The sequence below is a fragment of the Psychrobacillus mangrovi genome (assembly GCF_037104765.1).
GTDB classification, from domain to species: domain Bacteria; phylum Bacillota; class Bacilli; order Bacillales_A; family Planococcaceae; genus Psychrobacillus; species Psychrobacillus mangrovi.
In genome coordinates, this window is the sequence record NZ_JBAWSY010000001.1 from 132,575 (window position 1) to 145,694 (window position 13,120).

The 13,120-nt window shown below is 35.2% G+C and carries 13 protein-coding genes and 2 other annotated features; of the genes, 4 read left to right on the plus strand and 9 right to left on the minus strand.

The annotated features are described in order from the left end of the window. Positions 1-84 precede the first annotated feature (84 nt). The 9 genes from trpA to WAX74_RS00735 all read right to left on the minus strand — a co-directional run bounded on the left by trpA (position 85) and on the right by WAX74_RS00735 (position 11,185). Positions 85-876 carry a tryptophan synthase subunit alpha gene (gene trpA / locus WAX74_RS00695; RefSeq protein WP_336495731.1) on the minus strand — a complete coding sequence of 264 codons (792 nt, stop codon included), beginning with the start codon at positions 874-876 and terminating at the stop codon, positions 85-87. Beyond that, complete coding sequence (trpB, locus tag WAX74_RS00700) at positions 869-2,074, minus strand: tryptophan synthase subunit beta (RefSeq protein WP_336495732.1); 1,206 nt, start codon at positions 2,072-2,074, stop codon at positions 869-871. Before trpB ends, trpA begins: the two co-directional genes overlap by 8 nt. 7 nt (positions 2,075-2,081) lie before the next feature. Continuing rightward, entirely contained in the window at positions 2,082-2,681 is a 600-nt protein-coding gene (locus WAX74_RS00705; protein ID WP_336495733.1) for a phosphoribosylanthranilate isomerase, read from the minus strand. Then, complete coding sequence (gene trpC / locus WAX74_RS00710) at positions 2,678-3,469, minus strand: indole-3-glycerol phosphate synthase TrpC (RefSeq protein WP_336495735.1); 792 nt, start codon at positions 3,467-3,469, stop codon at positions 2,678-2,680. The genes WAX74_RS00705 and trpC overlap by 4 nt, the downstream gene beginning before the upstream one ends. Next, positions 3,466-4,497 carry an anthranilate phosphoribosyltransferase gene (gene trpD / locus WAX74_RS00715; RefSeq protein ID WP_336495736.1) on the minus strand — a complete coding sequence of 344 codons (1,032 nt, stop codon included), beginning with the start codon at positions 4,495-4,497 and terminating at the stop codon, positions 3,466-3,468. The genes trpC and trpD overlap by 4 nt, the downstream gene beginning before the upstream one ends. 147 nt (positions 4,498-4,644) lie before the next feature. Continuing rightward, positions 4,645-4,862 (minus strand) — a binding site (T-box leader). A gap of 687 nt (positions 4,863-5,549) precedes the next feature. After that, complete coding sequence (locus WAX74_RS00720; protein WP_336495737.1) at positions 5,550-5,858, minus strand: hypothetical protein; 309 nt, start codon at positions 5,856-5,858, stop codon at positions 5,550-5,552. 309 nt (positions 5,859-6,167) lie between these two features. Next, complete coding sequence (gene ileS, locus WAX74_RS00725) at positions 6,168-9,257, minus strand: isoleucine--tRNA ligase (RefSeq protein ID WP_336495738.1); 3,090 nt, start codon at positions 9,255-9,257, stop codon at positions 6,168-6,170. A 53-nt stretch (positions 9,258-9,310) separates the two neighbouring features. Next, positions 9,311-9,553, minus strand: a binding site (T-box leader). A gap of 194 nt (positions 9,554-9,747) precedes the next feature. Next, complete coding sequence (locus WAX74_RS00730) at positions 9,748-9,879, minus strand: hypothetical protein (protein WP_336495739.1); 132 nt, start codon at positions 9,877-9,879, stop codon at positions 9,748-9,750. Between the two features lies 1 nt (position 9,880). Beyond that, a complete protein-coding gene (locus WAX74_RS00735) occupies positions 9,881-11,185 on the minus strand; it encodes a helix-turn-helix transcriptional regulator (RefSeq protein ID WP_336495740.1) in 1,305 nt (434 codons plus the stop codon). Between the two features lie 445 nt (positions 11,186-11,630). Here WAX74_RS00735 and WAX74_RS00740 point away from each other — a divergent pair, with 445 nt between their 5' ends. From WAX74_RS00740 to WAX74_RS00755, 4 genes are all read left to right on the plus strand, one after another. After that, positions 11,631-11,795, plus strand: a complete 165-nt coding sequence (locus WAX74_RS00740; RefSeq protein ID WP_082355195.1) for a YvrJ family protein — start codon at positions 11,631-11,633, stop codon at positions 11,793-11,795. 422 nt (positions 11,796-12,217) lie between these two features. Beyond that, positions 12,218-12,664, plus strand: a complete 447-nt coding sequence (locus WAX74_RS00745) for a MarR family winged helix-turn-helix transcriptional regulator (RefSeq protein ID WP_336495741.1) — start codon at positions 12,218-12,220, stop codon at positions 12,662-12,664. 72 nt (positions 12,665-12,736) lie between these two features. Then, complete coding sequence (locus WAX74_RS00750; RefSeq protein ID WP_336495742.1) at positions 12,737-12,889, plus strand: hypothetical protein; 153 nt, start codon at positions 12,737-12,739, stop codon at positions 12,887-12,889. Between the two features lie 14 nt (positions 12,890-12,903). Beyond that, positions 12,904-13,110, plus strand: coding sequence for a hypothetical protein (locus tag WAX74_RS00755; protein WP_336495743.1), 207 nt, complete (start codon positions 12,904-12,906; stop codon positions 13,108-13,110). Positions 13,111-13,120 lie beyond the last annotated feature (10 nt).

The following is a 13,120-nucleotide window of genomic DNA, read 5'->3' on the forward strand; positions in this document are numbered from 1 at the left end:
AACTACCATATAATACGTGTTAAGCAAAGCGGATATGCAAATTAAAAAGACCTGACAAAAATACATCAGGTCTTAATTGATAGATTATGAGATAAAAACTTGTTTTTTGGAAGCCTGTATTAGTTCGAGTACTTTCTCCTTGTTATTCAAGTGTAACGCTTCTACAATAGCACTTCCTACAATTACCCCATCCGTAATCGCGCCCATAGATTTTACTTGATCCGGGGTGGAAATACCGAACCCAGCTAGCACTGGAATAGAGCTTAATTCTTTTAATCTTTTAAAGTGTTGCTCTAGCTGTACATCAAAACCATTTCGAACACCAGTAATACCATTTACGGTAACGGCATAAATAAATCCTTCGCCTAATGATGTAATTTTTGCAATACGTTCAGGTGGACTTGTCAAAGAAACTAAGGGAACTAGAGCAATATCCGTATCTTGAAGAGCAACTTTTAGTTGTTCACTTTCCTCAACAGGAACATCCGGAACAATCAACCCAGCAATACCAATTCGTTGACAGTCATTCGAAAATGATTCTAAGCCATAACTTAAAATAGGATTGAAATAAGTCATTAAAATAAGAGGAATTTGAACCTTTTCATGAAAGGAATCTAATTCTTTAACAATTGCTCGCAAATTTGTACCATGCATAAGTGCTCGTTCACCAGCTCTTTGGATAGTAGGCCCATCTGCTACAGGATCTGAAAAAGGAATTCCTACTTCTATAGCCGTTGCTCCTGCCTCTTGAAGAAATAGAATTTGCTCTTGTAACAATTCAAGTCCTCCGTCTCCAGCCATAATATAAGGAATAAAAGCTTTCTCTCCATTTTCAATCGCTGACTCTATAGCAGCTGTTAATTTTAACTTAGTCATGATTCTGTCCCCCTAACGCATCTCGTACTGTTTGAACATCTTTATCGCCACGTCCAGATAAACATATAACTAAAATTTGATCCGTTTTCATTTCTTTCGCTAATCCAACAGCAAAATGAACAGCATGAGAACTCTCTAAAGCAGGAATTATACCTTCCTTTTTCGAAAGTAATTGTAGACCTTCGAGTGCCTCTGAATCTGTTACAGATGTATATTTCACACGACCTATATCATGTAAATAGCTATGTTCTGGTCCAACGGCTGGATAATCTAAACCTGCTGAAATAGAATGTGCTTCTTGGATAAAGCCATTTTCATCCTGTAAAATATACATGTATGCTCCATGTAATACACCTTCTTTTGCCTCAGCAGTTGCGGAAGCGTGTAATCCTGTTGCGATACCACTTCCTCCCGCCTCAATACCATATAAGGATACTGCTTCATCTTCAACAAAAGGATGGAACATACCGATTGCATTACTTCCTCCGCCTACACATGCTACTACAGCATCTGGTAATCTTCCTTCCTTTTCGAGAATTTGTTTTCGTGTTTCAACACCTATCACACGTTGAAAATCTCGAACAATTCTAGGAAATGGATGTGGACCTAAAGCAGAACCTAAAATATAATGAGTATCCTCTACATTGGACACCCAGTACCGAAGGGCTTCATTGACAGCATCTTTAAGAGTTCCTGAACCTTGTTCAACTGATACAACCTTCGCTCCGAGCAACTCCATACGAAATACGTTTAATTCTTGTCTACGAACATCTTCTTTTCCCATAAAAACAACGCATTCCATGTCGAATAATGCACAAACAGTTGCAGTTGCAACACCATGCTGACCTGCCCCTGTTTCCGCAACGATTTTATTTTTCCCCATACGTTTTGCGAGTAAAGCCTGACCAATAGTGTTATTGATCTTATGAGCTCCCGTATGATTTAAATCTTCTCGTTTCAAGTATATTTTCGCCCCACCAATTTCTTGTGTAAGCCGTTCTGCAAAATAAAGAGGTGTTTCACGTCCGCTATATTCCTTCAAATAATAATTCATTTCTTCCATAAAAGACGGATCTATTATTGCCTCTTCATATGCTTGTTCTAATTCAATCAATGCAGTCATTAATGTTTCTGGAACGTACTGTCCGCCAAAACGACCGTATCTACCTGCTTTAACATCCTCTGTCGCTTTTACCATTTGCTCATCACTCCTCATCTTTAACTGCACGAATAAATTCTCGAATCAACTTACTATCTTTTTTGCCATTAATTTCTACCCCACTCGAAACATCCACCATATAAGGTTTGACACGATTTATTGCTTCCTTAACATTTGTTGGATTTAACCCGCCAGCTAAAATTACCTTCTCTTGCTCAAAATCATGCCCTTTCATTAATTGCCAATCAAACGTAATGCCACTTCCAGCTCGTGGTGCATCAAACAGGAAATACTGCGTGTTATACTGTTTGGCGCGCTCAACATCTTCCTCCTTACGAACAGATAAAGCTTTTATAGAGGGATAATTATGTGCTTGGATGAATTCAGGCGTTTCAATACCATGATACTGAACATAATCTAATGGAACTTCCCGTACTGCATTTTCTAATTCTTGCGTAGTTGGGTTTACAAAAACTCCCACTTTTAAAACACCCTCGGGAACCTCTTTTGCTAGTTCTTTTGCTAGTTCAATCGTAATTTCTCGCTTACTTGGTGCAAATACAAAGCCAACAGCGTCAGCACCTGCTTCAATTGCAGCTTTAACATCCTCTGATTTCATCAATCCACAAATCTTTACTTTTGTCATTTGGCAATTACACCTCGCTTCACTTGTAAAGAAAGTATTGCAGTGCCGATATCTCCACTTCGCATAAGGGATTCACCAACAAGGACACCACTTGCCCCGAATCCTGCAACTTTAGTAGCATCATCCCTAGTCCAGATACCACTTTCACTGATTAAAACTCTTTCCTCATGGAAAGGGAAGATAGATGCAATTTCTTCTGTACGAGCTAAATCTACTTCAAATGTACGCAAGTCTCGGTTATTTACTCCGATTAGCTTAGCATCAAGTTGTAAGGCACGTTTTAATTCTTCTGCATCATGTACTTCGACTAATACTTCTAGCCCTTGATTTGTAGCATACTCATAAAGTTTAGTTAACTCTTCTTGATTTAACGCCGCAACAATAAGTAAAACAACAGATGCACCGGCATTTTTAGCGTAATCAATTTGTATCGGATGAATAACGAAATCTTTACACAATATTGGAATTGGTACAGTAAGAGCTACTTCCTCTAAATCAGCAAAAGTTCCTTGGAAAAAGGGAGTATCAGTTAATACTGATATACAAGCAGCTCCGGCTTGATAATAATTTGCAGCTTGTTCGGTCGGATTTACACCTTCCGCAATCAATCCCTTTGACGGAGATGCACGTTTTATTTCAGAAATAACTTGTAAATGGTCACTCTTATACATGGAGTCAAATAGAGAAGGTCTTGTGATAAGCATATTTTTGTTTTGCAAATTGCATTTCAACATTTCTTCAATTTGAGTAATTTTCTTTTGAAGGATCTTATCTAAAATCGTTGTCATGACAAAACCTCCTGCATAATAGATTTTTCATTGAAAGCAATTACAGCTTCTAGTTTTTCTAATGCTTTTCCAGATAGAATGGTATCAGTTGCTATTTTAACTCCTTCTTGGATTGAGCTTGCAATGCCGCTCGCAAAAAGACCTATCCCACTATTGAATAGTACTGTATCAAAATAAGGACTTCTTTCTCCTTGAAGTACTCGGCGCATAATTTTTGCATTTGCTACTCCGTCTCCTCCGCGTATTGCTGTAACAGGGGCCGGAGATAATCCGACTTCATCTGGTGTAATGGTAAAAGGGATAAGATCCCCTTTATCAAGGAGAACCAATTCGTTTTTCCCCGCAAGAGATGCTTCATCCATTCCTCCTGCGCCACATACGACAATAGCTCTTTCTCTTCCAAGAATTCGTAATACTTCCGCATATTCCATAGTGAAATCTGCTCTATTTATTCCCGTGTATTGTGTTTTAAGTGCTACAGGATTAGTTAAAGGTCCAACTAAATTGAATATAGTAGGTTTCCCTATCTGCTTGCGAGCCACACTAATTCTTTTTAACTTTGGATGAACATTTGGTGCATATAAGAAAGTAAGTCCTTCTTGTTTAAGCAACTCGATAGAAGCTTCTGGTCCAATGGAAGGTTGTATTCCTAATGCTTCCAATACATCTGAGCTTCCTGCTGCGCTTGAAATTTTACGATTCCCATGTTTGGCAATAGTAGCTCCGGCACTTGCAAGTACAAATGCGGATGTTGTACTAATATTAAAGCTATTTAATCCGTCCCCTCCAGTGCCACAGTTATCCATATAATCGCCTGCTGGTTCATTGAGTTTGATTGCAAAAGATTTCATCACTGTTGCTAGAGCAGCAACTTCAATAGCAGTTTCTCCTTTTTTCGAAAGACCAATTAAAAAGTTAACGATTTCTTCCAAATCTGTGTCTTCTTGAAACATCATACGAGATGCCTCTACCATTTCGTCATACAATAAATGCTCGCGCTTCTCTACTTTTTCAATAAAATCTCTCATCTCAATCTCTCCTCTACTCATCTCAACTAATATCAATTATCGGGCTTGATAACTTCCTCTATAGAAAACTTTGACATCCGCTGGAGGCTTTGATTTCTAAAAGAAATCAAAAAAAGTCCTCTTCAAAGGAATTCAAAGAATCCCTTTGAAGAGGACGGTATTGACCGCGTTGCCACCTCTTGTTGGAGTGTCGCCACTCCCACTTCATATCCTGTAACGTAGGAAATACGTCTACCTCTAAAACGAATACTCGCTTTCAAGATAGCTCTCATAAGTCCATTCACACTAGCTACAAATCAGTTCTCACCAACCACTGACTCTCTTCATTGCAAACTAATGCTACTCTTCTTATTCAAACAATTTCTCAGCTATGCTCATCTAATCTCGACTCGTCTGTTCAATGGGCGAAACCGCTCCCGGCTCCTTCTACCCGTATCCGAACATAAAAGTTACTACTATGATAGTAGGAATACTTCCAATTGTCAAATAATATTTTGGTTAAAAAAATTATTATCTGCATGAATACAAGTATTCCCCTTGAATAAACGCTATAATTTTTTTTTAAAAATCAGATACTAGTAGTTGACCCAATATCTGATTTTAGGATAAAAAATAATAACTTAGCATTTTATTGGCTTGAGGGGCGTCCGCTCACCCCTACGGGAAAAGCGAGACAGCTGAGAACATGCAGGCCACTGAAAAACACATCAAGGTATCCCTTAGCAAGTATGGGTCCCGTTGATTTCCGTTCGTGGCGGACGCTTTCCGCCGGCATGGCTTCAGCCGCTTCCCTCGCTACGCTCAGTCCAGGGTCTTCAGCTCATGCACCTGCCGCTTCGCTTTCGGTGCAGAAAACATTTGCTATTCCGGCTGGAGTCGCCGCCTCAAACGGAAATCAACTAGTTTCTGCTTACAATTAAGCCTTTCTTCTATATAAAAAACATCGCTTTCCTGTATAGGGTACAACAAAAGCATAAAGATCCTTCATTGAGTGGTTCAACAAGAGTGGCGTAATCTGAACATAAAGAGCACTCTTTTATATTATTCATTTACTACCTAGTAACTGATTTAATTGCCGCCATAATATAAACTGAGTTAACTGTAATAGCAGTAATTTCTTCGCTTATTCCTTTTTCACCAATCGTCCATCTTTCATAGTAAGGAAAGACTTTTTCAAAATTGTCTTTGTATATTGAGCGAGGGCTTTTTAACTTACTAGATGGTTCCACTTCTGATTTATACACAGTCAGAAATTCTCCATTGGAGACCAGTTTGAAATTGAGTCCTCTTTTAGTTTTTAGTTCTATTGGATTTTCCGCACTTTCTGTAACTAGATTTATCCAAACTTCTTCTGCATTCATTAGTACTCCTCCTTTAATTTAAAATGCAAAATCTACTCTCGTTCTTTTAAATAAATTCGATAAAAAAAGAACGAATTCCTCTATTCGAAATCCGTTCGTAAAACATTATGCTAACTCCAAGCATACAACAGCCTCACAATGCCTCGACGCCATGAACAACATCCTTTAGGTCCAAGCGTCTCGGCCAAGTCAGCAGAAAGTGAGCGGTAGGCTTAGGAAAACCTGATTTATATTTAATAATAAATACGAATTTGTCCACAGTCAGAAAGTCAGATACTAGTAGTTAACCTAGTATCAGATTTCTTAGTTTCAATTTGTCGGTTTTAGTTGTATTAATATTTTGTGATTTCCTAAAATAATTTCTGTACCATCCATTTCGTTTTCAGTAAATGTTAAACTATTCATCAACAAGTTTTGATGCAACATATTCTTAAATTTTTGAATAACTTTTTGTAATTCTTCATCTGTTTTTACAATTATATCTACACGCATATCGATTGGTAGTTTTAATTGTTTTCTATATGATTGTATTGCTCGGATTAATTCACGTGCTATTCCTTCTTGAATCAATTCTTCGGTTAATAAAAGATCTAAAGTAACTGTATAATCTCCATTGGAAGCAGAAGCATAGCCTTCCTTCGCTACTTTTTCAATCTGCACATCTTCTACTAATACTTGTAATTCTTCAGTGTTTCTCATATTTAAATAACCAATTTGTATAAATTTTTTCACTTGTTCTTCGTCTAAGTTTTGTAGAAAAGTATTAATTGCATTCGACTGCTTTCCAAACTTTGCACCAGATTTTTTGAAATCGAGCTTTAATTTAGTAGTCAAAAACTGATCATCATTTTCTATCTCTCGGAATAGTTTTACATTTAACTCTTCTTTAATGATATCTTCGTATAGAGCCCAGTTAACTTCTTGAGACGAACTCATTACTGATAGACTAGATAATGGTTGTTTTACTTTCAATGAAGTTGTATTCCTTATGCTTCTTCCTAACTCTACTACTTGAAGAACTGCTTCCATTTCATTTTCAAGCTTTTTATTGATTAAGTGTTCTTCTGCTTCAGGGAAATCCGACAAATGTACACTTTTACTTGTTAAGTCCATAAATACATCTTCTGCAATAAAAGGGGTTAGTGGTGCTAGTAATTGGCTAGTTTTTACTAAAACTTCATAAAGCGTTTGATATGCAGCAGCTTTTTCAGGATTCATGCCTTTTGACCAAAAGCGTTCTCTTGATCTTCTTACATACCAATTGCTTAGTTCTTCTAATAACTTTGCAATTTCTCTTGCTGCATTTGTAAAATGATAAGCTTCAAAGTTCATTCCAACTGTTTTAATAGTGCTGTTCAAACGCGATAATATCCAATCATCCAGTTTATTTTTCTTTACTTCATACACATCTGTTGGATTATACTCATCCAATATAGAATACAAACTATAAAAACTATGCACGTTGTCGAGTGTATCGACTAATTTCGATTTAGCCTCTTGTACGATACGTTCCGAAAAACGTTTAGTATTCCATGGTGCACTATCAATTAATAGTGCCCATCTTAATGCATCAGATCCGTATTTTTGAATTAACTCTACTGGATCTAGCGCATTTCCTTTACTTTTAGACATTTTTTGTCCATTTTCATCTAAGATATGACCTGTAGAAATTACACGTTTATAAGGAGCTTTACCCGTAAATAAAGTAGACACGGCTAGTAAGCTGTAAAACCATCCACGAGTTTGATCGATTCCTTCAATGACTACATCCGCAGGAAATTGTTTTTCAAACAACTTTTCATTTTCAAAGGGATGGTGGTATTGCGCATATGGCATTGAACCACTATCAAACCAAACATCAATCACTTCAGGTGTTCTGATCATCGTGCCGTTACAACAAGCACAATGCAACTTAATGCTATCTACATATGGTTTATGCAATTCAATATCATTAAAAGGCTGAATTGTGTGAAGTTTTAAATCTTCTATACTTTTTGGTGCAAATTCATACTTACATTCCTGGCATTCCCAAATATTGAGCGGCGAACCCCAATAGCGTTTCCGACTGATGTTCCAGTCTACCATCTGCTCTAAAAAATTTCCGAACCGTCCATGTTTAATATGCTCTGGGTGCCAAATGACACCTTCATTATTTCGTATAAATTGATCTTTAAGAGCAGTTGTTTTGATAAACCAGCTTTCACTTGCATAATACAAAAGAGGTGAATCACAGCGCCAGCAATGCGGATAACTATGTTCGTACTTTTCTTTATGGAAAAGTAATTCTCTTTCCGCAAGATTACGAACAATATCCACATCACTATCTTTTACAAATCGTCCTTCAAAGCCCTTTACATCTGAAGTATACCTTCCTTTTTCATCTACAACATTGACGAAGGATAATTCATTTTCCTTTACTACCTTATAATCCTCTTCTCCATATGCTGGTGCAATATGGACAATGCCTGTTCCACTTTCTGCTGATACATAATTAGCCAACACCACTTTATGTCCCTTTTCCACATCAACAAAATTAAATAGAGGTTTATAGGAAATATCTTTTAAATCTTTCCCTAAATGGATAGAAAGTATCTCATAATCTTTTTTTAAAACAGTTTTAGCTAAAGCTTCTGCAACAATAAAAATGTTTTGCCCTTGTTTTGCCCGAACATATGTTAGCGAAGGGTTAACTGCCAAGGCAACATTTGCTGGTAATGTCCAGGGAGTTGTTGTCCATCCAAGAAAATATTCATTGTCTCGGTCCGTAATTTTAAATTTTGCTGTAGCAGATAAATCCTTCACAGTCTTATAACCTTGTGATACCTCATGGGAGCTAAGAGAAGTTTGACAACTTGGACAATAGGGAGAAACCCTATGACCTTTCTGTAGTAATCCTTTTTCATGAATTGTACCAAGTATATTCCATTCACTTTCAATATAAGCGTTACTTAATGTTAAATATGGGTCATCCATATCCACCCAATAACCAAGCTGTTCCGTAAACTCGCGCCATTGCTTTTCATAAATAAAGACACTTTCTTTACACTTTTCAATAAAAGCTTCCACACCATAATTTTCAATTTCGCTTTTCCCTGAAATGCCTAATTGCTTTTCAACTCCTAGCTCAACTGGTAAACCGTGAGTATCCCAACCAGCCTTACGTATTACTTGATGTCCAGTCATTGTTTTATACCTCGCAACGACATCTTTAATTGTCCGTCCTAATGCATGCCCTACATGAGGCAAACCATTTGCGGTAGGTGGTCCTTCATAGAAGACAAAAGATGGGCTATCTTCTCTTATCTCAATGGATTTTTTAAAGGTTTCACCATTCAACCATTGTGCTCGAATCCGTTCTTCTCTTTGTTGTACAGATTCTTTTTCGTTCGATTTAACCATTTGATATCACTCCTATTTTTATTAATAAAACATACAAAAAACCCGTCCCTGTATAAAGGGACGGGTTTAACCGTGATACCACCCTAATTCTATTGGAACTTTCGTTACACAATAGCACTTAGCCACGTACAATCATACGTGTTCCTTTTAACGGAAGACACCCGGTCTCACTTACTAAATTTCAGCTCGACTTCTCAGAGAGGATTTTCATATATGAACTGAACACCGACTTTCAGCGTATGCCGGCTCTCTTTGGAACAGTTTCAACAACTACTTTTTCTCTTCAACGAATTTGTATGGTTTTATTATGGATAAATTTAACATACTCCGAATTGTTCTGTCAATTTTAATATTTTGAAAAAAATCAAAAATCCATACATCATTTTCATATTCACTTTCTCACAAGTATATGTAAAAGTAATCCATCTGTGCGATAACTCATAGATGGATTACTTTTTTTATGTCTTACTAATTAAAAGTTTTGATACTCTCAAATATAAGAGTTTTCTATAGATGTTGGTCTTGGAGTCTCTTCTTCAGTCATTTGTTTTGTATTAGTTATAAAGCTCAAAGCCAAGACAATTATACTAGAAAGGGTTAAAAATACAATCTTCTTTTTCATCTTATAAATCCTCCCATTTATTAATAAATTTTTCTTTAAATAGAATCTGATTTGATTTTTGATAATATAAACCTGCTGCTTTAAATTTATTTTGTTTAAAATAGTGATTTGCTAATAAGATAGAATACTTTTGAACATGCCTATCATCTTGAATATTTTCGAAATGATTGATAGATTCCTTTAAGACCATATCAAGTTCGTCGGATTTACTATGAAATGTTCTATAGATTTCAAAATGAAAATAATAAGAAATATTTTCATTTCGATAATTTTTTCCTACCTTTATCTCTTCTAAGCCTTTATTACACCATCTAAGAACTTGTACATGATCTGCTTGCTTAGAATACTCTTTTACAATGGAAAGAATAGTTATTAAGTACCTTTCTGTACTACAAATCTTCTTCTTGGTTCTCAAACTAAGCTCATAGTATTCAATTGCTTTTTCATGACTCCCCTGGATTGCATATAATGAACCTAGATTCTGATAAATCACCCCCTCATAATGAATCAGTTTATAATCTATTGCTAGTTTTCTGGCAAAATTATAATTTTTTTCTGCTTCTTCATATTTCCTCATTCTTTTATGTGCAATTCCTATAACGATGTAATTATCAATTGCTCTTTCGAACAAGAGATTGTCCTTATAATAAACTAAGGATTTTGAAGCATAGTTTATTGCATTAAAAAATTCATTGCATTTAAAATACGTTAGACTTAGTACATTATAGAAATCTGCGATCTCCCATTCTTCATTTGATACATTATTTACGAATTTTAATGATTTCTCCAATTGATTTAACGTCTTTTGATAATTTCCATCCAAATAATAATACAGTCCTAGATTCAGATTAATAACAAACTTTTGTTTATCGTCTATATCATCTTTTATTTTCACAATTACATCATAAGTGTATTGAAGATTTTCTTCCTCTTCGTTTAGTATTAACAGGAGACGAAACATAAAAAGATGGTAGCTATAGAAATTATTTAGTTGTAAGAAGAAATGCTTTCTTTTCGCGAACTCTTTCAAAGATGTTCTTATTAAATCTTTGTCCCTGCTTAAGATTCCGGTTTTATACAATTCATATAACCATGCTATGTTTTTATTTTCCACTTCGCTTGATACTTGATCTATCTCTATTTTTAGTCTTTTTAGTAAAAACCTTATAACTTCATCACTTGGAACTGTTGCATTATTTTCTATTTTGCTTAAATAGGATGTAGAGCAGATTCCCTTGGCCAATGTGCTTTGTTTCATACTTTGGTTTAATCTTTCTGATTTTATTATATGACCTATACTACTCATTTTCTTCACCCCTTATGAATTAGTTATGTACTAATTCTATAAAAAAATCGAAATATCCTTTCTCAATCGTTCGACCTAATCCGACTACATTTCTGTCGAAAAAGGAATAATAGATTCGAAAAAAGATAAAAATAAGTACAAAATATATCCGATTTTTATTATTAAATAGTAAAATTTCATTCCAGTAAGAAACTTGCCGAAGTTTTGTCCAAATAATCATTAGTAGTCATATCATATTTCCCAACTTTTAACTATTCTAAAAATGCCAAATATTTAGTATTATTTAATAAACATCTATTATTTTATATATCACCTAGAGAAACAAGATAGTAGTAATTTTAATTTCTTGGACAAGTAACTTTAATTTAATTGCATTTAGATTGGATTATTCAACAGGTATATCAAAATATAAAGAATGGTGAAAAAAAGAGAAAGGGGGATACTCATGATTGGGGAGGGAAACATCGTACAATTAATTGGCAACTTCGGATTTCCCATTGTAGTCACTATTTATTTATTACACCGATTTGAAAATAAAATAGAGTCTCTTGAAAATACCATTCACAATATAGCAAATGTCGTTAACAATAGTATTGAAAAAAGAAAGTGATGGTGTAACCTAGACGAATACTGATATCCTGTTGATTATATAAATTGTTTCAAGTCCACACTACATTTTTCATACGAGTTAAGCTTATTTTCACTCTGAACTAACGATACTCTATTATGAAGATCGACAGTGGTGAAAAGTAATCCATCACGAGTGCTAACTCAAACATGGATTACTTTTTTCATGTCAAAAATGGATATAGATTTTAGTCTACTCCGACTATTAAACTTCTTCTTTCTAAAAAAAAGTTATCCCTCCACTTTCCTTTCATTTTACCAATCCCTTCACGATAGCCAATAATTCAAAATTCATTTTTTTCATGTAGGTGAATGATTGCTTTATTTTTAGGGAAGATTACAGCCTATTTTAATAGTTGCAATTTGCAAGTAATTGTTTTATAAATGAATAAAGGGGTGAAATACATGGAAAATAAACGAGAACTCTTTCAAGTTCTTACCCGACGGTTTGGACTCTTAAACAAAAATTGTTGTTCAATTGGTACAGTCGAAATTTCAACCATTCAAAGTCATATTCTTTATGAAATCGACAAACAACATGAACCTTCCATGCAACAAATAGCAGATACATTAGCTATGGACATCACTACTTTCAGCAGGCAAATACAAACTCTTGCGAAGATGGAGTTAGTAAAAAAAACACCATCCACTCAAGATAAACGAGTATACATTTTAAGCTTAACTGTACAAGGAAAATTCGTTGCGACCTCGATCGACGAATCAATGAACAATTACTTGAATGAAGTATTCTCTCATATGAATGAATTCGAACGAGAAACAGTTATTCGCTCTTTAGAATTATTGAATAAGGCTATGTCTAAATCTAATGTTTGCTGCTCCACTATGTGTTAGGTATATGGTGTTAATTACTATTACTTGTAAAACACAAATATTAAGGAGGTTATTATTATTAAAAGCATTGCATTGAAAAACATTTCAACTTGTTGCGGTGCAAAACCTCAAACTGAACAAGCAGAACCAACGAATTTGCTTGGTAGTTTACCGATTGCGATAATTGGGGCTGGCCCTGTTGGATTAGCAGCAGACATGGTAGGGTCGTGTTGTACTACCTACTAAAGGAGGAATGATAAGTGACTGTTAATAATGGCGGGAAGTTATCTAAAGAATATTTTGTTTCATATATACAACTTGTAATGAATGCCCGAACTTGTTCAGTAGAAGAAGCTTGTAGATTTGTACTCGAGCAGTTCTTTAAAGGAAATAAACATACTTTTGGAGATTACAGCTACGGCAACTTTCTTTCAGCTTGCAAAGAAATTGCATGTTTCCAAAGGTGAAAAAGTAAAT

Coding starts and splice junctions, on each gene's coding strand:
- WAX74_RS00740 (WP_082355195.1), top strand. CDS start 11,631: ATGATTGGGGAGGGAAACATCGTACAATTAATTGGCAACTTCGGATTT.
- trpC (WP_336495735.1), bottom strand. CDS start 3,469: ATGACAACGATTTTAGATAAGATCCTTCAAAAGAAAATTACTCAAATT.
- WAX74_RS00720 (WP_336495737.1), bottom strand. CDS start 5,858: ATGAATGCAGAAGAAGTTTGGATAAATCTAGTTACAGAAAGTGCGGAA.
- WAX74_RS00735 (WP_336495740.1), bottom strand. CDS start 11,185: ATGAGTAGTATAGGTCATATAATAAAATCAGAAAGATTAAACCAAAGT.
- trpD (WP_336495736.1), bottom strand. CDS start 4,497: ATGAGAGATTTTATTGAAAAAGTAGAGAAGCGCGAGCATTTATTGTAT.
- WAX74_RS00705 (WP_336495733.1), bottom strand. CDS start 2,681: ATGACAAAAGTAAAGATTTGTGGATTGATGAAATCAGAGGATGTTAAA.
- WAX74_RS00745 (WP_336495741.1), top strand. CDS start 12,218: ATGGAAAATAAACGAGAACTCTTTCAAGTTCTTACCCGACGGTTTGGA.
- WAX74_RS00730 (WP_336495739.1), bottom strand. CDS start 9,879: ATGAAAAAGAAGATTGTATTTTTAACCCTTTCTAGTATAATTGTCTTG.
- trpB (WP_336495732.1), bottom strand. CDS start 2,074: ATGGTAAAAGCGACAGAGGATGTTAAAGCAGGTAGATACGGTCGTTTT.
- ileS (WP_336495738.1), bottom strand. CDS start 9,257: ATGGTTAAATCGAACGAAAAAGAATCTGTACAACAAAGAGAAGAACGG.
- trpA (WP_336495731.1), bottom strand. CDS start 876: ATGACTAAGTTAAAATTAACAGCTGCTATAGAGTCAGCGATTGAAAAT.